The organism is Micromonospora sp. CNZ322, from assembly GCF_007827755.1.
The window spans coordinates 195,561-219,264 of the sequence record NZ_VITD01000011.1 but is presented as its reverse complement, the minus strand read 5'-3'; the positions used below and the strand labels follow the sequence as shown (position 1 = coordinate 219,264).

General features: G+C 71.0%; 21 protein-coding genes. 13 read left to right on the top strand and 8 right to left on the bottom strand.

Going from position 1 to position 23,704, the window contains the following annotated elements:
* Positions 1–302 precede the first annotated feature (302 nt).
* From FB453_RS24530 to FB453_RS24515, 4 genes are all read right to left on the bottom strand, one after another.
* Positions 303–1,553, bottom strand: coding sequence for an HNH endonuclease signature motif containing protein (locus FB453_RS24530; RefSeq protein ID WP_145793853.1), 1,251 nt, complete (start codon positions 1,551–1,553; stop codon positions 303–305).
* 79 nt (positions 1,554–1,632) lie between these two features.
* Positions 1,633–2,208 (bottom strand): DinB family protein, encoded by a 576-nt coding sequence (locus FB453_RS24525; protein ID WP_145793851.1) that lies wholly within the window; start codon positions 2,206–2,208, stop codon positions 1,633–1,635.
* A 143-nt stretch (positions 2,209–2,351) separates the two neighbouring features.
* Positions 2,352–3,155 (bottom strand): IclR family transcriptional regulator domain-containing protein, encoded by an 804-nt coding sequence (locus FB453_RS24520; protein WP_091399055.1) that lies wholly within the window; start codon positions 3,153–3,155, stop codon positions 2,352–2,354.
* 4 nt (positions 3,156–3,159) lie between these two features.
* Positions 3,160–4,596, bottom strand: coding sequence for an amidohydrolase family protein (locus tag FB453_RS24515; protein ID WP_145793849.1), 1,437 nt, complete (start codon positions 4,594–4,596; stop codon positions 3,160–3,162).
* A gap of 198 nt (positions 4,597–4,794) precedes the next feature.
* Between FB453_RS24515 and FB453_RS24510 the strand changes: the two genes are divergently transcribed.
* The 8 genes from FB453_RS24510 (at position 4,795) to FB453_RS24470 (ending at position 13,165) form a co-directional block, all read left to right on the top strand.
* A complete protein-coding gene (locus FB453_RS24510) occupies positions 4,795–5,931 on the top strand; it encodes a CaiB/BaiF CoA transferase family protein (protein ID WP_112725027.1) in 1,137 nt (378 codons plus the stop codon).
* Positions 5,916–6,686 (top strand): citryl-CoA lyase, encoded by a 771-nt coding sequence (locus tag FB453_RS24505; RefSeq protein ID WP_145793846.1) that lies wholly within the window; start codon positions 5,916–5,918, stop codon positions 6,684–6,686. Before FB453_RS24510 ends, FB453_RS24505 begins: the two co-directional genes overlap by 16 nt.
* 30 nt (positions 6,687–6,716) lie before the next feature.
* Entirely contained in the window at positions 6,717–7,583 is an 867-nt protein-coding gene (locus tag FB453_RS24500; protein WP_145793844.1) for a DODA-type extradiol aromatic ring-opening family dioxygenase, read from the top strand.
* Positions 7,580–7,942 carry a hypothetical protein gene (locus FB453_RS24495; protein WP_112589508.1) on the top strand — a complete coding sequence of 121 codons (363 nt, stop codon included), beginning with the start codon at positions 7,580–7,582 and terminating at the stop codon, positions 7,940–7,942. The genes FB453_RS24500 and FB453_RS24495 overlap by 4 nt, the downstream gene beginning before the upstream one ends.
* Positions 7,939–8,904, top strand: coding sequence for a quinone oxidoreductase family protein (locus tag FB453_RS24490; RefSeq protein WP_145793842.1), 966 nt, complete (start codon positions 7,939–7,941; stop codon positions 8,902–8,904). Before FB453_RS24495 ends, FB453_RS24490 begins: the two co-directional genes overlap by 4 nt.
* Before the next feature lie 85 nt (positions 8,905–8,989).
* Positions 8,990–10,414, top strand: a complete 1,425-nt coding sequence (locus FB453_RS24485; protein ID WP_145793840.1) for an aldehyde dehydrogenase family protein — start codon at positions 8,990–8,992, stop codon at positions 10,412–10,414.
* A gap of 98 nt (positions 10,415–10,512) precedes the next feature.
* Positions 10,513–11,346 carry an MmyB family transcriptional regulator gene (locus tag FB453_RS24480; protein ID WP_145793922.1) on the top strand — a complete coding sequence of 278 codons (834 nt, stop codon included), beginning with the start codon at positions 10,513–10,515 and terminating at the stop codon, positions 11,344–11,346.
* Between the two features lie 205 nt (positions 11,347–11,551).
* The gene (locus FB453_RS24470) at positions 11,552–13,165 is read left to right on the top strand and encodes a ricin-type beta-trefoil lectin domain protein (protein ID WP_145793838.1); all 1,614 of its coding nucleotides are present in this window, start codon (positions 11,552–11,554) and stop codon (positions 13,163–13,165) included.
* A gap of 51 nt (positions 13,166–13,216) precedes the next feature.
* Here FB453_RS24470 and FB453_RS24465 read toward each other — a convergent pair whose 3' ends face one another.
* Positions 13,217–15,736: an ABC transporter permease gene (locus FB453_RS24465; protein ID WP_486480416.1), complete on the bottom strand. Its 2,520-nt coding sequence runs from the start codon at positions 15,734–15,736 to the stop codon at positions 13,217–13,219.
* An 8-nt stretch (positions 15,737–15,744) separates the two neighbouring features.
* Positions 15,745–16,503, bottom strand: coding sequence for an ABC transporter ATP-binding protein (locus tag FB453_RS24460; protein ID WP_112589497.1), 759 nt, complete (start codon positions 16,501–16,503; stop codon positions 15,745–15,747).
* Positions 16,504–16,649: 146 nt separating this feature from the next.
* Here FB453_RS24460 and FB453_RS24455 point away from each other — a divergent pair, with 146 nt between their 5' ends.
* The 4 genes from FB453_RS24455 to sthA all read left to right on the top strand — a co-directional run bounded on the left by FB453_RS24455 (position 16,650) and on the right by sthA (position 21,052).
* A complete protein-coding gene (locus FB453_RS24455) occupies positions 16,650–17,852 on the top strand; it encodes a histidine kinase (protein WP_145793834.1) in 1,203 nt (400 codons plus the stop codon).
* Positions 17,849–18,487 (top strand): response regulator, encoded by a 639-nt coding sequence (locus FB453_RS24450; protein ID WP_112605503.1) that lies wholly within the window; start codon positions 17,849–17,851, stop codon positions 18,485–18,487. Before FB453_RS24455 ends, FB453_RS24450 begins: the two co-directional genes overlap by 4 nt.
* Positions 18,488–18,575: 88 nt before the next feature.
* Positions 18,576–19,595 (top strand): cellulose binding domain-containing protein, encoded by a 1,020-nt coding sequence (locus FB453_RS24445; protein ID WP_145793832.1) that lies wholly within the window; start codon positions 18,576–18,578, stop codon positions 19,593–19,595.
* A 53-nt stretch (positions 19,596–19,648) separates the two neighbouring features.
* Positions 19,649–21,052 (top strand): Si-specific NAD(P)(+) transhydrogenase, encoded by a 1,404-nt coding sequence (sthA, locus tag FB453_RS24440; RefSeq protein ID WP_145793830.1) that lies wholly within the window; start codon positions 19,649–19,651, stop codon positions 21,050–21,052.
* On the opposite strand, the gene FB453_RS24435 is transcribed toward sthA, so the two are convergent.
* Positions 21,049–21,456: a MerR family transcriptional regulator gene (locus FB453_RS24435; protein WP_486480415.1), complete on the bottom strand. Its 408-nt coding sequence runs from the start codon at positions 21,454–21,456 to the stop codon at positions 21,049–21,051. The two genes, sthA and FB453_RS24435, sit on opposite strands and share 4 nt — an antisense overlap.
* A gap of 28 nt (positions 21,457–21,484) precedes the next feature.
* Here FB453_RS24435 and FB453_RS24430 point away from each other — a divergent pair, with 28 nt between their 5' ends.
* The gene (locus tag FB453_RS24430; protein ID WP_145793828.1) at positions 21,485–22,204 is read left to right on the top strand and encodes a methyltransferase domain-containing protein; all 720 of its coding nucleotides are present in this window, start codon (positions 21,485–21,487) and stop codon (positions 22,202–22,204) included.
* A gap of 100 nt (positions 22,205–22,304) precedes the next feature.
* On the opposite strand, the gene FB453_RS24425 is transcribed toward FB453_RS24430, so the two are convergent.
* Positions 22,305–23,687, bottom strand: coding sequence for a glycoside hydrolase family 10 protein (locus tag FB453_RS24425; protein ID WP_145793826.1), 1,383 nt, complete (start codon positions 23,685–23,687; stop codon positions 22,305–22,307).
* Positions 23,688–23,704 lie beyond the last annotated feature (17 nt).

Sequence of the window (23,704 nt, the reverse complement as noted above, 5' to 3'; positions counted from 1 at the left end):
AGCGGCGAAGTTGCATCGAGAATCGCGCTGGTCCCCGGCACGAAGGGAATCGGGTACGAAATCGCGGCCGAGCTGCGTGCCGGGTCCTGGTCGCGCGCCTCTCCCACCGCCTCGGTAGCTGAGACGGAGTGGGCCGTGCCGGTCCTGGTCGCGCGCCTCCCTCACCGCCCCGGCAGCTCAGCGGGAGTGGGGCCCTGGCCGCGCGCCTTCTGACCGTCGTGACCGCGCGGGATTTGGGGGGGTGCTGGCCTGGCCACTCGATCGGCCTGCTGACCGGGGTGATCGTTGTGTTCGGGTGATGCTCACGTTCGTCGGTGGTAGTGGTTGCGGCGGGGGACCTGTTCAGGGTCGAGCCAGGCCGGTGGCACGAACGCGGGGTGGCCGTCGCCTGCCAGTCGCACCGCCCAGTCGCTGTGGTGCAGGTGCCGGTGGTGGTGGCCGCAGAGCAGGACGGCGTTGGCGAGGCTGGTGTCGCCGCCGTCGGCCCAGTGCTTGATGTGGTGGGCGTCGCACCAGCGCGGTGGTCGGTCGCAGCCCGGGAAGGCGCAGCCCCCATCCCGCAGCACCAGAGCTCGCCGGAGGGGGCCGGTGATGAGACGACGTTGTCGGCCGAGATCGAGTGGTTGGCCGGCACCGCTGAGGACGGCGGGGAGGATGGCGGCGTCGCAGGCGAGGCGGCGCACGGCCTCGGGGGTGAGGCGCAGGCCGGTGTCGAGGGCACCTCTGCCCAGTTGCCGGGTCAACCCGTCGTAGCTGGTGGTGACGACGATCTGGGCGTGATCACCGCCGTGCTCGGGCAACTCGCCGGTGCGCAGGGCGAGGCGGCACATGTCGCTGAGAGCGTCGTGCCGGCGTTGCCCGGGAGAGCGCTGGTCGTCAGGGCCCGAGGGTGCACTGAGTGGGTCGATGGCGGCACGGAGCAGCCCGGCGGTCTCGGTGTCGAGGATGCCGGTGAGTCGCAGGCGGCCGTCGCTGAGGGTGGAGAGGGTGAGGTGGCGGTCACGGGTAGCGCGGCGGGCTTCGGCGTCCAGAGCGGCTGTGGCGGCGGCGTCGGCGATGTCGGGTGCGACGTGGTCGAGGATGCGGGTGCTGAGTTTGCGTAGGAGGGTGGGATCGAATTGCCCGGCCCACTCGACGAGCACTCCGAGGGCCTTGTCGGCCGCCTCGGGACCGGCGGCGGTCTGCACGCTGTCGACCGTGTCGGCGATGACAGGGGCCTGGTCCACGGTGATGTGGCCATCGGCCAGTGCGTGGCGCACCCCAGGGTTGCCTGTGTCCAGAACCTCGGCGAGGTCGACGAGGCGGCGGGCGGCCGGGATGGTGAGGCGTAACCGTTCGCGGAGCCAGACCGCGGTGGAGGAGGCGCCCTGCGCTGTGGCGGTGCCTCGGCCGTCGAGCTCACGGATCAGGGCCAGCTTGACCGCGGCGAGACGCTGCTCGATGCGGTGCGCGGTGTCGAGCGCGGTGATCAGCTCGCCCTCGCGCAGTGCCCAGGTGGCCGTGTCGGCGCAGGCCGCGATGGCGTCCTCTGCCTGCGTCAACTCCTCGACCACGACCCGAATCTAGAACAGGCGTACGACACTTCCAGTCATCATGATCGATTTTCGGCAGGCCGGCCCAGGCGGCAGAGAACTAGTTGCTGCGCTTGCTGGCGTCGAGGGCAGCCTGCTCCACTCGCTGGTGGTGGTCCAGCCACCATGACTCGTCCACGGGGGGCAGGTTGTCGTTCCTGGGCAGCAGCCCGGCCGTGCCGTCGATGAGTTCGCGCACGATGTCAGCGTGGCCGGCATGCCGTTGGGTTTCCGCGATGACGTGGACCAGGACGTGGTGCAACGTGACTGCTGCATCGCCCCACCACGGCACGCGGCCTACCTCATCCAGTGCAAGGGCTTCAATGGTGGTGTCGGCGTGGGCGACCGCGCGACGGTACAGTGCGACGATCTCCTCGCGGGTCTCACCCGGGCTCGCCCACATGTCGGCATTGGTCTCCGCCCCGTCGCCGACATACGGCAGTTCCTGCTCGAACGGTCGGCCGAACACGACGCCGAAGTAGAGGATCTCCATGGCCGCCGAGTGCTTCACCAGACCGAGCAAGTTGGTCGCGGTCGGGGTCAACGGACGCCGAATGTCGTATTCGCCGAGCCCGTCGAGCTTCCACAGCAGCGACTCGCGGCCGCCCTTCAAGTAACTGTGCAGGTCCGCCTTCATCGCGGCACTATGGCATCCGGTCCGGTGTCGGCGCTGCCCCGGACGATTCGCGAAGCTCATGATCGGCAGGAGATGCCCTGGGCCGCGCCGCCCGGCCTGCCGATCACCTGGGCCAGGCCAAACCGAAGTGAGATCTTGCTCGTCTAGGCGGTGACCACCGGCACGGCGGCGGTGAGCGCCCAGTCGTGCCCGATGTCGGCGGCCGCGCGCAGCAACCTCGGAAGGTGCTCTTCGCGCAGGGTCTCCAGCGAGGTCTCGGCGGCGTGCACTGTCACGTTGATGGCGGCGACGACCCGCCCGTCGCCGTCGCGGACGCCGGTGGCGACGGACCGGATTCCCGGTGCCAGGTCCTGGTCGGCGAGCGCCCAGCCCTTGGCCCGGACCTCGCGCAGCACGGCGTCGAGGTCGCCCGGTGCGGGTTGCCAACGCGGTGTGATGCCGGAGCGGCTGGGCTCGGCGAGGACGGTCGCCAGCGTCTCCGGTGGGAGGGCCGCGAGCAGCACCTTGCCCATCGACGTCGCCGGTGCCGGAAAGCGGGTGCCGATGGTGACACCCAGCGTGACGATCTTGGGTACGGCCACCCGGGCGACGTAGACGATGTCGCTGCCGTCGAGCTGGGCCATCGAGGTCGACTCGTTGGTCTGCGCGACGAGCTTCTCCATGTGCGGCCGGGCCACGTCCCACATGTTCAGCGCGTTGACGTACGCCATCCCCAGCTCCAGGACGCGCGGGGTGAGGGTGTGGCCGCGGCCGACCGCGCGGACGTAGCCCAGCGATTCGAGCGTGATGAGGATGCGCCGGACGGTGGGGCGGGCCAGGCCGGTGGCGGTGGCGAGCTCGCTGAGCGTCATCGAGGGGCAGGCGGGACGGAAGGAGCGCAGGACGTCGAGGCCACGGGCGAGAGCCTCGATGAAGTCGGGCCCGGCGCCCCTTCCGTTGTCACTCATGTCCTTAATGCTTCCATTGCGCCGACCCGGCGTCCCACTCGGTGTACTGGTACGGGTTCTCCAGGATCGCGGTCTCGGGGACGTCCGGGTTCATTCCCCGCTGCCAAGCCTCCTCCCCCATCGTCTCGCGCAGGTGATCGATGGTCGCGGCCACCCTGGTCCGCGCGGCGGCGAGGTCGACGCCGACGAGGCGGCCGTCGCGTTTCACGACCCGGCCACCCACCAGCACGGTGTGCACGTCGGCACGCTGGGCCTGGAAGACGACGTGACCGTGCGGGTTCAGGATCGGGAACATCACCGGCGAGGCGTCGTTCTTGATCAGGACGACGTCGGCCTGACGGCCGGGGGTGAGCGCGCCGATCGTGGCGTCCATGCCGAGCGCACGGGCGCCGCCTCGGGTGGCCCACTCGACGACCTGCTCGGCGCGCAGGTGGCAGTGGGTGATGGTTTCCTGCTTGGCGTGCGCCTCCAGGTGCTCCCGGGAGCGGTCCGCGCCGAGCGTGCTGCGCATCGCGGAGAAGAGGTCGCCGCTCCACCACACGCTGGTGTCCATCGACAGCGACACTGGGATGTCGTGGTGGCGCAACTGCCAGGTGGGTGGGTAACCCTGACCGGCGCTCTGCTCACTCTCGGTCGAGACGGAGACCGAGCCGCCGGTCGCGGCGATCCGGTTGTACGAGTCCTGGGTGAGCGTCGCCGCGTGCACGTACACGGTCGACGGGGTCATGAACCCGTTCTCGTGCATCAGCCGGATGCCGTCGTCGTTGGTGGCGCCCCACACGCCCGCGTGGGTGGTCACCGCGACGCCCAACTCCCGGGCCACCTCGAACGCGGCCCGTTCCGGGAAAGCGGGGTCACCGGTGACGTCGAACGCCAACTGGAAGCCGGCCAGCTTGCCACCGTCGACGCGACGGCGGTGGAAGTCGCGGAACTCCGGCGAGGTGGCCCACTCCCACGGCCCCTGCTGGATGTTGCCGTAGGCGAGCACGAACCGTCCGTCGACCGCCTCCAGCGCGTCCACGGCGGCGTCGGCGTGCTCGGGCGTCTGCAACCCGTGCGACCAGTCGACAGTGGTGGTGACGCCGGCGTCGATCGCCTCGATGGCGCCGAGCAGGTTGCCGGCGTAGACGTCCTCGGGCCGGAACAGCTTGCCCGACTCGAGGTAGTACCAGACGAAGTACTGGGTCAGGGTCCAGTCGGCGCCGTACCCGCGCATCGCGGTCTGCCACAGGTGCCGGTGGGTGTCGACCATGCCGGGCATGAGGATGCCGCCGGTGGCGTCGATTTCCAGGGCGTCGTCGCGTGCGGTGAGACCGACGCCGACCTGCGCGATCCGGCCGCCGACGACCAGCACGTCGGCGCCGGGCAGCACGGTGTGCGCGTCGTCCATGGTGAGAACCAGGCCGTTACGGAAGACCACCGGCCGGTCGGTTGCGCTCATTCGCCACCCATTCCTTTCACGGTACGAGGGGAATCCGGACTCCTGTCCGCTGTGCGGCCAGCCCGAGTGGCGCAAGTGTGGTCCCGGTCACGATTCGTGTCAAGAGCGTGGTCCCGCGCGCGAATCGCGCCGTTGACACGCACCGTGCGGTATCGCAAGCTGTCCCAGCGGACAGGTGTCCGCAGAACGGGCGGAAACATGGTGCAGCATTCGACAGGCCCACTGGCCGGCCTGCTCGTCGCGGACTTCTCCCGGATCCTCGCCGGGCCGTACGCGACGATGCTCCTGGCCGACCTGGGCGCCCAGGTGATCAAAGTGGAGAGCCCCGGTGGCGACGACACCCGCACCTGGATGCCGCCCACCCGCGACGGGGTCTCGACGTACTACCTCGGCATCAACCGCAACAAGCGGTCGGTCGCCCTGGACCTCAGGAACCCCGACGACCTGGCCGCCGCGCAGGAATTGGCCCGCCGGGCCGACGTGCTGATCGAGAACTTCCGGCCCGGCGGCCTCGCCCGGTTCGGCCTCGACTACGACGCGGTCACCGCGACCAACGACAAGATCGTGTACGCGAGCATCAGCGGCTTCGGCACCGGCGCAGGCAGGGACTTCCCCGGCTACGACCTCATGGTGCAGGCCATCTCGGGCCTGATGAGCCTCACCGGCGACCCGGACGGTTCGCCGTACCGGGCCGGCATCTCCGTCTTCGACGTGATGGCCGGACTGCACGCCAGCATCGGCATCCTCGCCGCGCTGCACCACCGTGACGAGACCGGACGAGGCCAGCACGTCGAGGTCAATCTGCTCAGTTCGGCGCTGTCCGGTTTGGTCAACCACTCCAGCGGCTACGTCGCCGGCGGCACCGTCCCGTTCCGGATGGGCAACGCGCACCCCAGCCTCTTCCCGTACGAGCCACTGCCCACCGCCGACGGCGAGCTGATCGTCATCGCCGGTAACGACGGGCAGTTCCGCAAGCTCTGCCAGGTGCTCGACCTGCCCGGCCTGCCGGACGACCCGCGCTTCGGCCGCAACCAGGACCGCACGGCCAACCGCGAACAACTGCGGCCCCTGCTGGTCGAACGCCTCGCCAAGCGGACCAAGGACGAGTGGTTCCGGGACCTGCTCGCCGCCGGCGTCCCGTGCGCGCCGATCAACACCATCGACGGTGGTGTCGCGCTCGCCGAGGAACTGGGGCTCGACCCGGTCGTCACCGTCGGAGACGTGCCCGGTGTCCGCAACCCCATCACCTTCTCCGACACCCCGGCCCGGTACGAGCTGCCGCCGCCGGGGCTCGACGAACACGGCGAGGAGATCCGCGCGTGGCTGAAGAACTGAGCTTCCCCACCGGGATCGGCACCTCCGACCCGACCACCATCTCGCTGCTCGGGCAGGACCTGGCCGCCGACCTGATGGGCACTGTGGGCTTCGGCGAGCTGGCGTACTGGCTGGTCGCCGGCCGCCGTCCCACCCCGGGTGAGACACGGGTCTTCGAGGCGGTGCTGGTGGCCCTCGCCGACCACGGCTTCACCCCGACGGCGATCGCCGCCCGGCTGACGTACCTGTCCGCACCCGAGTCGTTGCAGGGCGCGCTCGCCGCCGGCCTGCTCGGCGGCGGCTCCCGCTTCCTCGGTGTCACCGAGGACTGTGGACGCTTCCTCGCCGACACGCTCGCCCAGGCCGGCGAGGTGACCGACTACGACGCGGTGGCGCTCGACGCGGTCACCCGGGCCAAGCAGGAGCGTCGACTGGTCCCCGGGCTCGGGCACCCCGTGCACAAGGAGCAGGACCCGCGCACCCCCGTGCTGATCAGGATCGCCACCGAGGAGGGCCTGCACGGCCCGCACCTGCGGCTGTTCGAGGCGGTCGGACGCGTACACCCGCAGGTGCTCGGCCGCACCCTGCCGCTCAACGGCGCCGGAGTCTGCGGGGCGGCACTCGCCGACCTCGGGCTCCCGGTCGAGATGTTGCGCGGTTTCGCCCTGCTGGCCCGCGCGGCGGGGCTGCTCGGACACCTCGCCGAGGAGCGACGACGGCCGCTCGGCATGGACATCTACCGCACCGTCGACCGCAACGCCGTCTACGAACCCTGATCTCCTCTCCCACCCCCGAAAGGAGCGGGAATGGCCTCCATCGTCGCGGTCATCGCCTCCACCCACCACCCCTTCTACTACCGGGCCAGCACGGCCACCGGCGAGGATCGGCCACCGTTCGCCGACGAGTGGACCCGCAAGATCCTGGCATTCCGGGAGACGTTGACCCGAGCCCGGCCCGACGTGCTGGTGATGGTCGGCTCCGACCACTTCCACCAGCTCTGGCTGGACAACATGCCGCAGTTCCTGGTCGGCAAGGCGCCCTACTACGACGCCAACTGGTACAACGAGGAGCGCGAGTTCGGGCTGCCCCGGATGCTGCTCAAAGGGCAGGAGGACCTGTCCGGGCACATCCTGCGGGCCGGGCTCGACGCCGGCTTCGACCTCGCGTTCAGCAACGAGCTGCGCATCGACCACAGCATCACCTGCCCGATCATCACCCTGCGGCCCGAGGCCGACCTGCCGATCGTGCCGATCTACACCAACATCTTCGCGCCGCCGCTGCCGCAGCCGAAGCGCTTCGTCCAGCTCGGCCAGAGCATCCGCGACATCGTCGAGTCGTGGCCGTCGCACCTGCGGGTGGCCGTCATCGGCACCGGCCACCTCTCGCTGGAGCTGGGCGGCCCCCGGCAGTTCGGCCCGCACGGCCCGGACCCGGAGTTCGACCAGCGGGCCGTCGAGTGGATCGCCAACGGCGACCTGGACGAGTGCCTGCGCGAGGTCACCCTGGACAGCCTGCACTCACCGGGCAACGCCACCCACGGCTTCATGGACTTCATGCTCATGATGGGCGTGGCCGGTGCCGGCCTGAAGGCCGACTACGTGGACACCCTCGATCTGTTCCACACCATGGAGGCGTACTTCACCTGGTACCCGAACGGAGCGCCGACGGCATGAGCAAGTACCTGCTGAACAAGTTCCTCTTCATGGTCGACCGGGACCCGGAGCTGGTCGAGCGCTACCGCAGCGAGCCGCGTGAGCTGGTCTCCTGGTGGGAGGCCGAGTGCGCCAACACGGTGCTGAACTGCCACACCGGCGAGGCGAGCACCTGGCTGCGCTTCGACGACGTGGAGCGCGAGGCGTTGGCCACCCACGACCACGTGAAGCTCTTCGAGCTGGGCGCGCACCCGTTCCTCACCCTGACCCTCTTCATCGCCCTCTTCGAGCGGGACAACACCGAGCCGCTGGAATACCAGAAGTCCTACGGCGCGCGGCTGGCCCACTTCTCGATGCCCTACCCGGACATCGCGACGTGATCCGCGCGGCAGTGCTCACCACCTGCGGCGCTGCGCCGACGATCACCGAGCGGCCGGCGCCCGTGCCGGCCGACGGTACGGTGGCGGTCACCGTCGAGGCCGTGCCGATCACCCCGCTGGACGTGCTCTGCGCCAGCGGCACCAGCTACTTCGGCCCGCCGAGCACCCCGTACGTGCCGGGTGTGCAGGGCGTCGGTCGGCTCGCCGACGGCACCCCGGTCTGGTTCGGCACGTCGGCCGGCATGCGCTCCGGTGTCGACGGCAGCATGGCGACCACGGTCATCGTACCGACCGTCGACGTGGTGGCGCTGCCGGCCGACGTACCGCTGACCCTGCTCGCGGCCCTCGGTCTCTCCGCGGTCGCCGCGCACGCGGCGCTGACCCACGCCGGCGGCCTGGCGGCCGGCGACCAGGTCATCGTGCTCGGCGCCGGTGGTGTGGTCGGTCAGGCCGCCGTCCAGCTCGCCCTGCTCGGCGGCGCTCGCCGCGTCATCGCCGTGGCCCGGTCGGCCGCCGCACGGGCCCGCGCCGAGGAGCTCGGCGCCGCCGTCGCGGTCCCGCTGCTCCCCGACGACGATGTCGCGTCGATGGCCGACCGGCTCCGCCACGCCGCCGACGGGCCGGTCGACCTCGTCCTCGACCCGGTCTTCGGTGTCCCGGCCGCGGCGGCGCTGCGGGTGCTGCGCCCGGGTGGGCGACTGGTCAACCTTGGCAGCGCGGCCGGCGCGACCGCGCCCATCGAGTCCGCCGTGCTGCGCAGCGGCGCACTGCGGATGATCGGCTACACCAACAACGGGTTGTCGACCGCCGAGCGGGCCGCGGCGCTGACAGTGGTGGCCGGGCACGCGGCGACCGGCCGGCTCACCGTCGACCACGAGATCTTGCCGTTCGACGCCATCGCGGACGCCTGGGCCCGGCAGGACGCGGGCACCACCGCCGGCCGGATCGTCCTCGCGCTCTGAGGGGGGCCGGGCCTCAGCCAGGGATCGCGGAACCCTGGATAAACCGCACCTGGTTGGGGTTCGGCAGCGGTGCGACGGTCGGTCCATGACACCTTCCACCTACACCGTCGCCGGCCACTGGATCGGTGGCGAGACCGTCACCGGCTCCGCCGACACCCTTCCCGTCGTCAACCCGGCCACCGGCGAGGTCGTCGCCGAGACCCCGGCCGGCACCGCCGCCGACGTCGACCGCGCCGTCGCCGCCGCCCGAGCCGCCTTCCCGACCTGGTCGGCGACCACCCCGCAGCACCGGGCGGACGTGCTGCGTCGCCTCGGCGCCAGCCTGGCCGCCCGCACGGAGGAGATCGCCCAGGCGATCACCGCCGAGATGGGCTCTCCGATCGGTATGTCCCGGACCGCCCAGGTCGCGTTCCCGGCCGCGGTGGTCGAGTCCATCGCCGGCCTGGCCGACGACTTCGCCTGGACCGAGGAGGTCGGCAACTCGCTGATCGTCCGCGAGCCGATCGGCGTGGTCGGCGCAATCACGCCGTGGAACTTCCCGCTTCAGCAGATCGTCTCCAAGCTGGCGCCGGCCCTGCTCGCGGGCAACACGATGGTCTTCAAGCCGTCCGAGAACGCCCCGCTGACCGCGCGCATCCTCGCGGAGGTCGCCGCCGAGGCCGGCGTACCGGCGGGTGTGTTCAACGTCGTCTACGGCACCGGCGCGACCGTCGGCGAGGCGATCTCCGCACACCCGGACATCGACATGATCTCCTTCACCGGCTCCACCCGGGCGGGGCAGCGGATCTCCGCGGTGGCCGCGGCGACCGTCAAGCGGGTCGCGCTGGAGCTGGGTGGCAAGGGCGCGAACATCATCCTCGACGATGCCGACCTGCCCGCCGCGGTCGAGCGGGGTCTCATGATGGCGTTCAGCAACGGTGGTCAGGTCTGCGGCGCGTGGCCGCGGATGCTGGTGCCCGCCTCCCGTCAGGACGAGGTCGTGGCGTTGGCCGTCGAGGCCGCGAAGCAGTACACCGTCGGCGACCCGGGCGACGAGGCCACCCGGATCGGCCCGATGGCGTCCGAGGCCCACCGGCAGAAGGTCGTCGGCTACATCGAGCGAGGCATCGCCGACGGCGCCCGGCTCGTGTTCGGCGGTCCGCAGCGGCCCGAGGGGTTGACCGTCGGGGCCTACGTCCAGCCGACGATCTTCGCCGACGTCGACCCGACCTCCGCGATCGCCCAGGAGGAGATCTTCGGCCCGGTGCTGACGATCATCCCCTACGCCGACGAGGAGGAGGCCGTGGCCATCGCCAACGGCACGCTGTACGGCCTGACCAGCGGCGTCTTCGGTGAGCCGGAGCACGCGCTGGCGATCGCCCGGCGGCTGCGCGTGGGCCAGGTCGACGTGAACGCCGGCCACTGGAACCCTCTCGCCCCGTTCGGCGGCTACAAGCACTCCGGCAACGGCCGCGAGTTCGGCCGCTTTGGGCTGGAGGAGTTCCTGGAGACCAAGTCCATCCAGCGCTGACGGCACGGGACGGCCCGGGAGGCGGAACACCCTGCCGGGTCTCCCCTGTTGCACTCGATGCGCCGGTCGACAGCCGGCACGCAGTGATCGGAGACACCGTGGACCGCGCCCAACTCGCCAGCTTCCTGCGCACCCGCCGCGAGGCGCTCCAGCCCGAGGACGTCGGGTTGCCCCGGGGTCCGCGCCGGCGCACCGGAGGGCTGCGGCGCGAGGAAGTCGCCACGTTGAGCGGAATGTCCACCGACTACTACAGCCGGTTGGAGCAGCAGCGCGGGCCGCACCCCTCGGAGCAGATGCTCGCCGCCCTCGCCCGTGGCCTGCGACTCTCCCTGGCCGAACGGGACCACCTGTTTCAACTCGCCGGTCACGCCGTCCCACACCGCGCCGTCCGGGCCGACCACGTCAACCCCGGGATGATGCGCATTCTCGACCGGATGCACGACACTCCCGCCCAGGTGGTGAACCACCTCGGCGAGACCCTGGCGCAGACCGCGCCGGCCATCGCCCTGCTCGGTGACGAGACCCGGCACACCGGGTTGGCGCGCAGCGCGCATTACCGCTGGTTCACCGACCCGACGGCACGGCGGCTGCACCCGGCACAGGATCACCAGACGCAGAGTCGCCTGCTCGTGGCGCACCTGCACGCGGCGTACACCCGCGACGGGCGCGGCTCGCGGGCCGCCGCGCTCGTCGACGACCTGCTGGCCAGGAGCCCGGAGTTCGCGCAGCTGTGGCGGGAGCACCCGGTGCCCGCCGGTTACTGCCCGCCCAAGCACTTTGTGCACCCGGAGGTCGGGGCGTTGGAGCTGCACTGCCAGACGCTGGTGGACCCCGACCAGTCACAGACACTGTTGGTCTTCACGGCCGTGCCCGGGTCGCCGAGCGACGAGAAGCTGCGCCTGCTCGCCGTCATCGGCGGCCAGCTCGTCTGACCGCGATCAGCTCGGGCGGGGGTGGCGGGCTGGGCTGACGGGCCTGGCGTTGCACGCGCCGCGCAACGTGGTGGACAAGGTGCTCAAGGGTGCGTCCATGCACCCGTAACGGCATCCGTGGCGACGAAGACATTGATATCGGTGTGTATGACTGTAATGATTAATACACTTTACAGTTGTTTCGCCGCCCCGGAAGGACCCCCACATGGCGCGACGATCGGCCGGGCTCCTGCCCCGCCGCCCCCGCATCAGACTGACCTCCGCGCTCGCCGCGGCAGTGCTCGCCGTACCGACCGGCCTGGTCGTCGCCGCATCGCCCGCGGTGGCGGCCGCGACGGGCGCCATCACCGGGTACGGCGGCAAGTGCGTCGACGTGGCCGCCGCGAACCCGGCCAACAACACAGCGGTGCAGCTCTTCACCTGCAACGGCTCCACCGCGCAACAGTGGACGGTGGCCGACGACGGCACGATCCGGGCGCTGGGCAAGTGCCTGGACATCGCCGCCGCCAGCACCGCCAACGGCGCCCGGGTGCAGATCTACGACTGCAACGGCACCGGAGCGCAGCAGTGGTCGCCCAGCGCCGGGCAACTGGTCAACCCGACCTCGGGCAAGTGCCTCGACGCGACCGGTCCCAGCTCCGCCGACGGCACCCCCCTGCAGATCTGGAGCTGCACCGGCACCGCCAACCAGACCTGGGCGCTGCCCACCGGCGGCGGCACCACACCACCGCCCTCGGGTGGTTTCACCCACCCCGGCGTGCTGGTCAGCCGAGGCCAGCTCGACTTCGTCCGCGGCCGGGTGCAGGCCGGCGCGCAGCCGTGGGCGGCGGCCTACAACCAGATGATGAGCAGCCGGTACGCCTCCCTGTCGCGTACCCCGGCTGCCCGTTCGGTGGTCGAGTGTGGTTCCTACTCCAACCCGAACAACGGCTGCACCGATGAGCGGGAGGACGCCATCGCGGCGTACACCGACGCGCTCGCCTGGTACTTCACCGGGGACGCCCGGTACGCGCAGAAATCGATCCAGATCATGGACGCGTGGTCGGCCACCATCACCGCGCACACCGGCAGCAACGCGCCACTGCAAACCGGCTGGGCCGCCTCGGTCTGGCCCCGGGCAGCGGAGATCATCAAGTACACGTACACGAGTTGGCCCAACGCCAACCGCTTCGCCACCATGCTGCGCAACGTCTACCTGCCGGTGGTGCGCAACGGCTCGAACAGCAACGGCAACTGGGAACTGACCATGATGGAGGCCGCCGTCGGCACCGCGGTGTTCCTGGACGATCGGGCCGTGTACGACGCGGCGGTCAGCCGCTTCCTCAACCGCACCCGGGCGTTCGTCTACCTGCCCAGCGACGGCGCGTTGCCGTACACGATGCCCGGCAGCGGCCTGGACACCAGCGCGGAGATCATCGGCTACTGGCAGGGCCAGTCCACCTTCGTCGCCGGCCTCGCCCAGGAGACCTGCCGCGACTTCGTCCACACCGGGTACGGGATCTCCGCCATCTCGCACGTCGCGGAGACCTCCCGGATCCAGGGACGGGACCTGTACCCACAGGTCGGTGAGCGGCTGCGTCAGGCGCTGGGCTTCCACTCGCGCTACCAGCTCGGCGAGGCGCCGCCCTCCTGGCTCTGCGGTGGCAGCCTCACCCGCGGCCTCGGGCCGATCACCGAGGTCGGCTTCAACGCGATGAGCACCCGGTTGGGCAACGTCATGACCAACACCCAGACCCTCACGCTGCAACAACGTCCGGCCGGAACCAACAACCTCTTCGTCGCCTGGGAGACGCTGACCCACGCCAACAACCCCAACTGACCAGGCCGCCGTGGGTGGCGCCGAAGGCACGGCGCCACCCCACGACGGTGCTCAGTTGTCGGCCCCCAGTGCCACCACCGGGCTGACCCGCGACGCCCGACGGGCCGGCAGCACCCCGGCCAGCGCGGTCAGCCCGACCAGCACCACGAAGAGCCCGGCCAGCGGCAGCAGAGGCGCTGTCAGCGGCGCCTCGATCCCGAGGGTCTGGACCGCCAACCAGGCGTACGGAATGCCGAGCACCAGGCCGATGGTCGCGCCGATCACCCCGTACAGGCCGGACTCGACGGTCAGCATGGTGCGCAAACCGGTCCGGGACAGCCCGATCGCCCGGAGCAACCCGGACTCGCGTACCCGCTCCACCACCGACAGCGCGGTCGTGGAGCCCACGCCGACCACCGCGATCAGCACGGTCAGGCTGACCAGACCGACAGCGATCCAGACCAGCGTGCGCACCAACGCGTCGTTGCGGTCCCGTTCGTCGGCGAGCACCGCGAGGCCCACCCCGTCGCTGCCCCCGATCGCCTGCCGCAGGGCCCGCACGCCGGCGGTCCGACCGTCCTCGCCGACACCGGCCGCGTCGGCCAGCAGACCGGTGTACGCGGCCGGCACACCGAGCCGGTCCAGGTCGGCCGGATCGACGAGGATGCCCGCGTGCAGCGGCCCGTCACCGGGCAGGACCGCGGCCACCCGCACCTCGACAGTGCCGGTGGCGACGGCGAGCGTGACCGTGTCGCCGGCGCGCAGGCCCGCGTCCCGCGCGACCCAGCTGTTGAGCACGATCCGGCCGGGGCCACGATCGGTCAGGGTGCCCTGGGCCACGTCCAGGTCGCCGGTGCTCGGCAACGCCGCCAGGTCCAGGTCGCTGGTCGGATAACCGGCCTCGACGTCGCCGAGCTTGTCCGCGCCGCGCAGCAGCGTGGCGTCGTCGACCATCCGGTACGGCACCACTCTGGCCAGCGCACCGTGTGCCGCCTCGGCCCGGCTCACGACGGCCGGCGGGAGCGTCCCACCGTTGCTGGTGACCTCGAAGTCGGACGGGGCCGAGAGCGCCATCTCGCGGTCGGCGAGGATCTGCAACGACGCGCCGCCGATGACCACCCCGGAGATCAGGGTCACGCCGAGGGCGACCACGACGGAGACCGCGGCGGCGCGGCGCGGCGTCCCGCCGATTCCGCCGACCGACATCCGCCCGAGCGGCCCGAGCTGGCGCAGCGGCCAACCCACCACGGCCAGCACCGGGCGCACCAGCAGCGGGCCGAGGGCCACCAGCGCGAAGAACGCCAACGCGCCGGACCCGACCAGCAGGAGCAGTGGCATCGACGGGTCGTAGTCCGACTGCTCCGGCTTCGGCAACTGGCTGATCGTCCCGACCGCCGCCAGGACCGCGCCGCCGGCCAGGAGCAGCCCGAAGACCAGACGCAGCACGCCGATGCCGCGGCGGCCGGCGGTGACGCTCGCCGCCCGCAGCGCCTCCAGCGGGGAGACCCGGGCGGCGGAGAGCGCCGGTGCCAGCACGGCCAGCACGGTGATCACGACGGCACCGATCACCACAGTGACCGCCGCCGCCAGCGGCAGTCCCGGCGACGAGACAGCGTGGCCGGTGGCGCGCAGGATCGCCGGTAGCGCGTACCCGAGGGTGAGGGCGCTGGCGACCCCGACGACGCCGGCGACCAGCCCGGTCAGGGCTCCCTCGGCAGTCAGGGCCCCCACCAGGGTGGCCCGACTCGCGCCGACCGCCCGCAGCAGCGCGAGCTGCCGCATCCGCTGGGCGAAGACGATGCGGAAGGTCGAGGTGACCACCAGCGCGGCCGCGACGACCGCGATGGAGACGAACATGCCGACCAGGATGAAGAGTCTCCCGACCTGTTCGGCCGCCGCCTGGGCCTCGGCCTCGCGCACCTCGGCACCGGAGCGGATCGGCTGGCCGGCGACCGCCGCGGTAACCCGTTGGCGGACCGCGTCGGTCGACGCCCCGGGGGCCACCCGCACGTCGACGCGCTCCACACTCGTCAGGCGCGCCCAGGCGATCACGGCGCTGTCCGGGGCGTACGCGTCGTAGCCGGCGTCGGCGCTGCTCTCCACCACGCCGGTCACGGTGAGTGGGGCGGGCGTGGTGAGTTCACCGCCGGTGCCGCTGGTGGTGGTGCCCACCGAGAGTCCGAGCCGTTCGGCGGTGCGCGGCGTGATCGCGATCTCGCCGGGCTGGTCCGGGTAGCTGCCCTCGATCACCCGGACCGTGGTCAGCGGGCCGGTGCCCGGATCGGACTGGAGGTTGAGGTACCCCTCTCCGATGGAGACCCCGGTCGAGACCCGGGCCACCGCCTCGGCCACCCCGGGCACGGCCCGGACCTGCCGCACGTCGGTCACTGTGGGTGGCGGCACGTCAACGGTGCCGATCACCAGGTCGGTGACGGCCGGGGTGCCGCTGAGGTTGTCCCGCACGGTCCGTTCGGTGATCTGTTGCACCAGAACGGTGCCGAACACGACGAACGACGCGACCAGGATCGCCAGGCCGGTCAGGATCAGCCGGCCGGGCCGCCGGGCTGCGGCGGTCGTCTGGGTACGCAGCACTGTCGCCCTCATCGGCGGGCCGCCAGATCGCGCAGCGCGTCGGTGACCGACACCTGGTTCGGCTTGTCGATCTCGCCGGCCAGCCGCCCGTCGGCGAGCAGCACCACCCGGTCGGCGTACGCGGCGGCGATGGGGTCGTGGGTGACCATGACGACGGTCTGGCCGAGGTCGCGTACCGAGTCGCGCAGGATGGTGAGCACCTCGGCGCCGGAGCGGGAGTCGAGGTTGCCGGTCGGCTCGTCGGCGAAGACCACCTCGGGCCGGGCCACCAACGCCCGGGCCAGCGCCACGCGCTGCTGCTGTCCGCCGGACAGCTCGCTCGGCCGGTGCTTCAGGCGGTCGCCGAGGCCCAGCAGGTCGACCAGGCGCGCCAGGAGTTCGGCGTCGGGCTGCCGACCGGCGAGGTCCAGCGGCAGCGTGATGTTCTGCGCGGCGGTGAGCTGCGGCAGCAGGTTGAAGGACTGGAAGACGAACCCGATCCGCTCCCGGCGTACCCGGGTCAGCGTCCGGTCCGACTGGCCGGTCAGCTCCGTTCCGCCGAGCAGGACGCGACCGGAGGTGGCCGTGTCGAGGCCGGCGAGGCAGTGCATCAGTGTCGACTTGCCGGACCCGGACGAGCCCATGATCGCGGTGAACTCGGCCCGACCGAAGCCGACCGAGACCCCGTCCAGGGCACGGACGGCGGTGTCGCCGCTGCCGTACACCTTCACCAGGTCGACCGCGGCGACCGCGGCGTGGCTGGTCTCCGGCGGGGCGTGGGTTGTCATCGTTCCTCCAGTGGCTGCGTGGTGACCCGGGAAGCGTCGCCGCCACCGGCGGGTGCGCGCATCGGCCCGGGGCCGGGTATCGCCGGTGCGGGGTCTGCCTTTTGGCCGATCCACCACCTCCACCTGGCTGGCTACGCTGGGTCACCATGAGCGCGCCGGATCTTCGACGTCTGTGGGTACGCCTGGCCCAAGCGGCCGGGCTGGTGGCCTTCGGCCTGCTCGCCCTCTTCGACTTTGCGGCCAGCACGGCGGATGACTCCGGCATCGGAACTCTCTTGCTCCTGCTGGTGCCGATGGGGTTGGCGGTGGCGACGGTGCCGCTGTGGCTGCCGGTGCACCGGTTGGGTTCCCGCCGGCTGCCGCTGGCCGCGCTGGCACTCGCCACCGCCTCACTGGCCGTGACCGCAGGGGTGGTGCTCCTCTCCGGAGGCGGGGGCATCCTGCTCGCCCGCACCTGGGGGCTCGCCGAGTCGGCAGGGCTGATCGGCGTGGTGTTCGTGGTGAGCCGCTGGGGCGCGCCGCGGCTCGCCCCGTGGGCCGCGGTAGCCGCCGGGCTCGCCGTCGCCGCGATGCCGCTGCGCGTCGGCACCGAGAACCTGCTGGTGATCTTCGGCCTGCTCCAGGTGCTCGCCGCGGCCGGCGCCGCCGGGGTGGGGCTCTACCTGCGCATCATGGCCGCCGGCCGGGAGCGGGCCATCGCGCTGGTCCGGGCCGAGCAGCGTGCCGAGTTCGCCCGGGACCTGCACGACTTCATCGCCCACCACGTGACCGGCATCGTGGTGCAGGCACAGGGTGCCCGGTTCGTCGCCGAGCAGGACCCGCAACTGGTGATCGTCGCCCTGGAGCAGATCGAGCGGGCCGGCGCGGAGACGATGGCCTCGATGCGGCGGATGGTCGGCATCCTGCGCAACCCGGACGCCCCGCCGGACGCGCCGCTGGCGCCACTGGCCGGGGTGACCGAGTTGGAGCCGCTGCTGACCGGGTTCAACAGCGCGGCGAACGCGCCGGCTCGACTGCACGTCGACGGCGACCTGAACGGACTGCCGGTGGAGGTGTCCACGTCGGCGTACCGGGTGGTGATGGAGGGGCTGACCAACACCCGCCAGCACGCGCCGGACGCGCGGTCAGTGGACGTGGCGGTGCGGCGTACCCCGGCCTGGTTGCTGGTCCGGGTCGCCGACGACGGCGCGTCGCCGCGCACCGCGCCGGCCCGGGGGCACGGCTTCGGTCTGATCGGCCTCAACGAGCGGGTACGCGCCCTCGGCGGCACGATCACCGCCGGGCCCGGCGTCGCCGGTGGCTGGGTGCTCGACGCGGCGTTCCCACTTCAGGTGGCGGTGACGCGGTGATCCGGGTGCTGATCGCCGATGACCAGGCCATGGTCCGGACCGGCTTCGGCATGATCATTGGTGCCCAGTCGGACATGGAGGTGGTCGGCGAGGCCGCCGACGGCGTCCAGGCCGTCGAACTGGCCCGACGACTGCGCCCGGACGTGGTGCTGCTGGACATCCGGATGCCCCGCCTCGACGGTCTTGAGGCACTGCGGCTGCTCGCGGGGCCGGGCGTCGCCGACCCGGTCCGGGTGGTCGTCGTGACGACCTTCGACCTCGACGAGTACGTGCACACCGCGCTCTCCAACGGCGCGTGCGGCTTCCTGCTCAAGGACTCCGGCCCGGCCCTGCTGGTGGAGGCGGTCCGCGCGGCCGTGTCCGGCGACGCGCTGATCAGCCCCTCGATCACGGTACGGCTGCTGGAGCACCTCAGCTCGCCGGCTCCGGCGCGCGACGACGGTGGCCTGTCGCCACGGGAACTCGACGTCGTGAAGCTCGTCGCCCGGGGCCTGACCAACGCCGAGATCGCCACCCAGCTCTTCATCGCCGTGGGCACGGTCAAGACCCACCTGGCGAGCGTGCAGATGAAACTGAAGGCCCGCAACCGGGTCGAGATCGCCGCCTGGGCGTGGGAACGCCGCCTCGTCGGCTGACGGGACACCGGTGCGACCGGCACTGCCCTAACATCAATGACAGTCAATAGCTGGTCCGCTGCGGTCACTCGGAAGCGAGGTCATCATCGTGCCTGATCATCCGTTCCGCAGAATCCGGTTCACGGTCCCCGCCCTGGCCGCGTGCGCGCTGGCGGTGACAGTGGTCGCGGCGGGCGCGACCGCGGCGTACGCCGCGGCAGACACCGAACAGCCCACCGCACCCGGCCCGATCACTGTCGTCGCCATCGACACCACCTCGGTCGAGCTGACCTGGGCGGCCGCGACCGACGACGTGGGCGTGGTCCGCTATCCGGTCGGCGCACGATTCGAGGATTCCGGCGCCCAGTATTCGACAGACACCAACAGCATCCGGATCACCAACCTGCGGCCGTCGCGCACCTACACCTTCTCGGTGTGGGCGCTGGACGCGGCCGGCAACAGCTCGGTGTCCAACCCGACAGTGCGGCTGACCATGCCACCGGGCGACGACCAACCGCCGAGCGCGCCGGGCCAACCGGTGGCGTACGACGTCGCCGCCACTGTGGTCCGTCTGCGGTGGGCGCACTCGGTGGAGAACGTCGCCCTCGACCGGTACGAGGTGTTCCGGGTCGACGCCGGCGGCACTCTCACCCGGGTCCGCGAGGTGTACCAGTACCCGCCCGTGAACAGTGCACAGATCAGCGGTTTGGCGCCGAACACCACGTACACCTTCGTGGTGCAGGCCCGCGACGAGGTCGGACACCTGTCCCCGCTGTCCGCACCGGTCACCGTGACCACCCTGCCGCCGCCGCCAACCTGTTCGGTTCGGTCGACCGTGGGGCAGTGGCCCGACGGTTTCGTGGCACGCCTCCAGGTCACGAACACCGGCTCGACGACGATCGACGGGTGGACGATGAGGTGGCGGTTCTACGCCGGCCAGCAACTGCGCAGCCTGTGGGGTGCGGAGGTCGTCGACCGCGACAGCAGCTACCTGCGCGTGCGCAACGTGCGCTACAACGCGGTGATCCCGCCCGGCGGCACGGTGTCGCTGAGCCTCGTCGCCACCGGCACGCAACTGCCGGAGGAGATCACGCTGAACGGCGGCCTCTGCACTGTGGCAGACGAATAACGCTCGACTCCGGGGTCTGGCGCCAGCCGCGACATCTTGCGACGCTAACGCCTGTGTATGACTACGACCTGTTGGTGCTGGGCTCCGGACCCGGCGGTCAGAAGGCCGCGATCGCCGCCGCCAAGCTCGGCAGGCGGGTCGGCATCGTGGACCGCCGCGACATGATCGGTGGGGTGTGCATCAACACCGGCACGGTCCCCTCCAAGACGCTGCGCGAGGCCGTGCTCTACCTGACCGGCCTGAGCCAGCGGGACCTGTACGGCAGCAGCTACCGGGTCAAGGAAGAGATCACGGTCAGCGACCTGGCGGCCCGGACGCAGCACGTGATCACCAGGCAGACCGACGTCATCCGCAATCAGCTGGCGCGCAACCGGGTCGCGATGATCACCGGCACCGGGCGTTTCGCCGACGCGCACTCGATCTGGGTCGACGGCGGCTCCGGCCGCGAGTCCAAGGTGACCTTCGACAAGATCGTCATCGCCGCGGGCACCCGCCCGGCCCGCCCGGACAGCGTCGACTTCGACGACCGGACGATCGTGGACTCCGACGGCGTCATCAACCTTCAGGCCGTGCCCCGCAGCATGGTGGTGGTCGGCGCCGGGGTGATCGGCATGGAGTACGCGTCGATGTTCGCCGCGCTCGGCACCAAGGTGACGGTGGTGGAACGCCGCGAGCGGATGTTGGATTTCTGCGACGACGAGGTCGTCGAGTCACTCAAGTACCACCTGCGCGACCTGTCCGTGGCGTTCCGCTTCGGCGAGGAGGTCGCCGCGGTGGAGAAGCACCAGACTGCGGCGCTGTGCATCCTCAAGAGCGGCAAGAAGATCGTCGCGGACACGGTGATGTACTCGGCCGGGCGGCAGGGTCAGACCGACGACCTGGCGTTGGAGGCGGCGGGGCTGGAGGCGGACCGACGCGGCCGGATCACTGTGGACGCCAACTACCGCACCCCGGTGGAGAACATCTACGCCGTCGGCGACGTGATCGGCTTTCCCGCGCTCGCGTCCACCTCGATGGAGCAGGGCCGACTGGCCGCGCAGCACGCCTGCGGCGAGCCGATCCGGGAGATGCACGGCCTGCAACCAATCGGCATCTACACGATCCCGGAGATCAGCTTCGTCGGGCAGACCGAGGCGCAGCTCACCGAAAGCTCGACCCCTTTCGAGGTGGGCATCGCCCGGTACCGCGAACTGGCCCGGGGGCAGATCGTGGGCGACTCGTACGGGATGCTGAAGCTGCTCGTCTCCCCCGAGGACGGCCGCCTGCTCGGGGTGCACGTGTTCGGCACCGCCGCCACCGAGATCGTCCACATCGGTCAGGCGGTGATGGGCTGCGGTGGCACGATCGACTACCTGGTCGACGCGGTGTTCAACTACCCGACGCTGGCCGAGGCGTACAAGGTCGCCGCCCTGGACGCGTCCAACAAGATCCGCAACATCACCCGCATCGACGGTTAGCCACCACCCCCGACCTCCACCAGCTCCGCCAACCGACTGCGGTAGTTCGGGCAGGTCGAGACGTCCTCGTGTGAGCAGTTCAGCCCGGCCTCAAGCAGATCGAGCGCCGACCGCAGCGCCGCCATCCTGGCCTGCAGCGCGCCGTGGTTGCGGCGCAGCACGTCCTTGCGGGTTGCCGGGTCGCCTGCGGCGAGGAACGCCCGGATGTCCGGCAGCGACAGGCCGGCCTGCTTCGCGCGCAGGATCGAGGCCACCCGGAACATGTCGTCGCGGGTGTAGCGGCGACGACCGCCGGTGACCCGGGCGGGGCAGAGCAGGCCCACCGACTCCCAGTGCCGCAGTACGTGCGCCGGCAAGCCAAAGTGGTCGGCCACTTCGCCGATCGTCATCGTGCTTGACTTCATGTCGACATTAAGTCCGAGCATGGCGGGCATGTCCAGTCTTCTAGCTGTCCTCGATGCCATCGAGAGCGAGCCCGCGGCCGTCGAACTGCGCGCCCGTTCCTACGAGTTGCTCGGCGACCTCACTGGCCGAACCGTCGTCGACGCTGGCTGTGGCAGTGGCCGCGCCGTCGCCGAGCTGGCCGAGCGCGGAGCCCACGCGGTCGGCGTCGACCTCGATCCCGAGATGATCGCCGTGGCCTGCAAGCGCTGGCCGGCCGGCGAGTTCCATGTCGGCGACGCCACCGAACTGCCGCTGGAGACCGGGTCGGCCACCCACTACCGGGCGGACAAGGTGTTGCACGTGCTCGACGACCCGACGCGAGCCGTGGCCGAGGCCCGGCGGGTGCTCGCACCGGGCGGCCGAGCCGTGCTGCTCGGCCAAGACTGGGACCTGATCGCCATTGACTCGGACGACCCGGAAACCACCCGTCGGCTGGTCCACGGGAAGGCGGACTCGCTGCCGTCGCCGCGCGTTGCCCGTAGGTATCGCAACCTGCTGCTCGACGCCGGGTTCACCGACCCGATCGTCGAGGTGCACACGGCTGTGTTCACCGACGACACCGCGCTCGACGTGGTGAAGCGGATCACCAACGAGGAGACCTGGCTCTCCGAGCAGACCGAGCGCGCCCGCGCGAACCGGATCCTCGTCGCCGTGCCGATGTTCCTCGTCGCCGCCCAGGCCCCCACCCGCCCGCCACAAGCCGGGTGATCAAGAGGTTTGCGTCATGACAGGCCAGCAGGATGACGCAAACCTCTTGATCAACGAAGGCCGGTGCGGAGGCAGGGCCTCCGCACCGGCGGATGGGGCTTTAGCGGGCTGAGCAGGTGGGGCTGAGGCTGCCGGCGGTGCCGTTGGCCTGGAAGCCGTACTCGGTGGATTGTCCGGCGCCGATCTGGCCGTTGTACGCCACGTTCGTCCAGCTCGTCGTGCCGGTGTTGCCGCTGCGGTTGGCGTTCCACGCGTTGGTGACCGTCGCGCCGGACGGGAGACCGATGGCGACCGTCCAGCCGCTGATGGCCGACGAACCGGCCGTCACCTTCACCGTGGCCACGAAGCCACCCGTCCACTGGTTCAACGACACCGTCGCCGTGCAGCCACCCGGGCCCGGAGGCGGAGTCGTGGGCGGGTCGGTCGGCGGGTCCGTGGGCGGGTCCGTTGGCGGGTCCGTCGGCGTGGTGCCGTTGTTCAGCGCGGCGAGAACCGCGTCGTACGCGGGCTTCTTCGAGCCGTTGTTGTTGAACAGCAGCGGGGTCTGCGAAGCCCGCCAGGAGTCACTGTCGCGGATGCCCCACACGGTGATGCCGTTGCAGCGGGCCACGGCCAGGCAGTCCTCGACGACGCTGCGGTAGGTGCTCGCCGAAGCGCCCTGGATGTCCAACTCGGTGATCTGCACGTCCACACCGAGCGCCGCGAAGCTCGACAGCGTGGTGCGGTAGTTGCTCACGTACGGGGATTCGTTGTTGAAGTGCGACTGGAAGCCCACGCAGTCGATCGGCACGCCACGGGCCTTGAAGTCGCGCACCATGTTGTAGACGCCCTGGGTCTTGGCGTGCGTCCAGTTGTCGGTGTTGTAGTCGTTGTAGCAGAGCTTCGCGCCCGGATCCGCGGCACGCGCCGCCCGGAATGCCGCCTCGATCCAGTCGTTGCCGGTGCGCTGGAGGTTGGAGTCGCGACGGCCTCCGGAGCTGCCGTCGGCGAACGCCTCGTTCACCACGTCCCACGCCACGACCTGACCGCGGAAGTGGGTGGCCACCTGCGTGACGTGGTTGAGCATCGCCTGCCGCAGCGGGCTGCCGCTCATGCTCTCCATCCAGCCGGGCTGCTGCGAGTGCCACGCCAGCGTGTGACCCCGCACGCTCATCCCGCGGCTGCGCGCGTGGTTGACGATCTGGTCCGCCGCCCCGTAGCTGAACTGATTCTGCTGCGGCTCGGTGGCGTTCATCTTCATTTCGTTCTCGGCGGTCACCATGTTGAACTCACGGTTCAAAATCGTGGTGTACGCACTGTCGGAGAGCTTGAATCCGGCCACCGCCGTGCCGAAGTACCGACCCTTCTCGGCGGCGGACGCACCGAGCGTCGTCCCGGCGGAGGCGGGTGCCGTCGCGAACAGTGCCATGCCGGCCGCGAGGGCGCCCGCGCCGGCCAGCGCTAGCGTGGCTCTCGATGCCGCCTTCCATCTCGTACTTCTCATCGTGTGGCTCCTTCTGA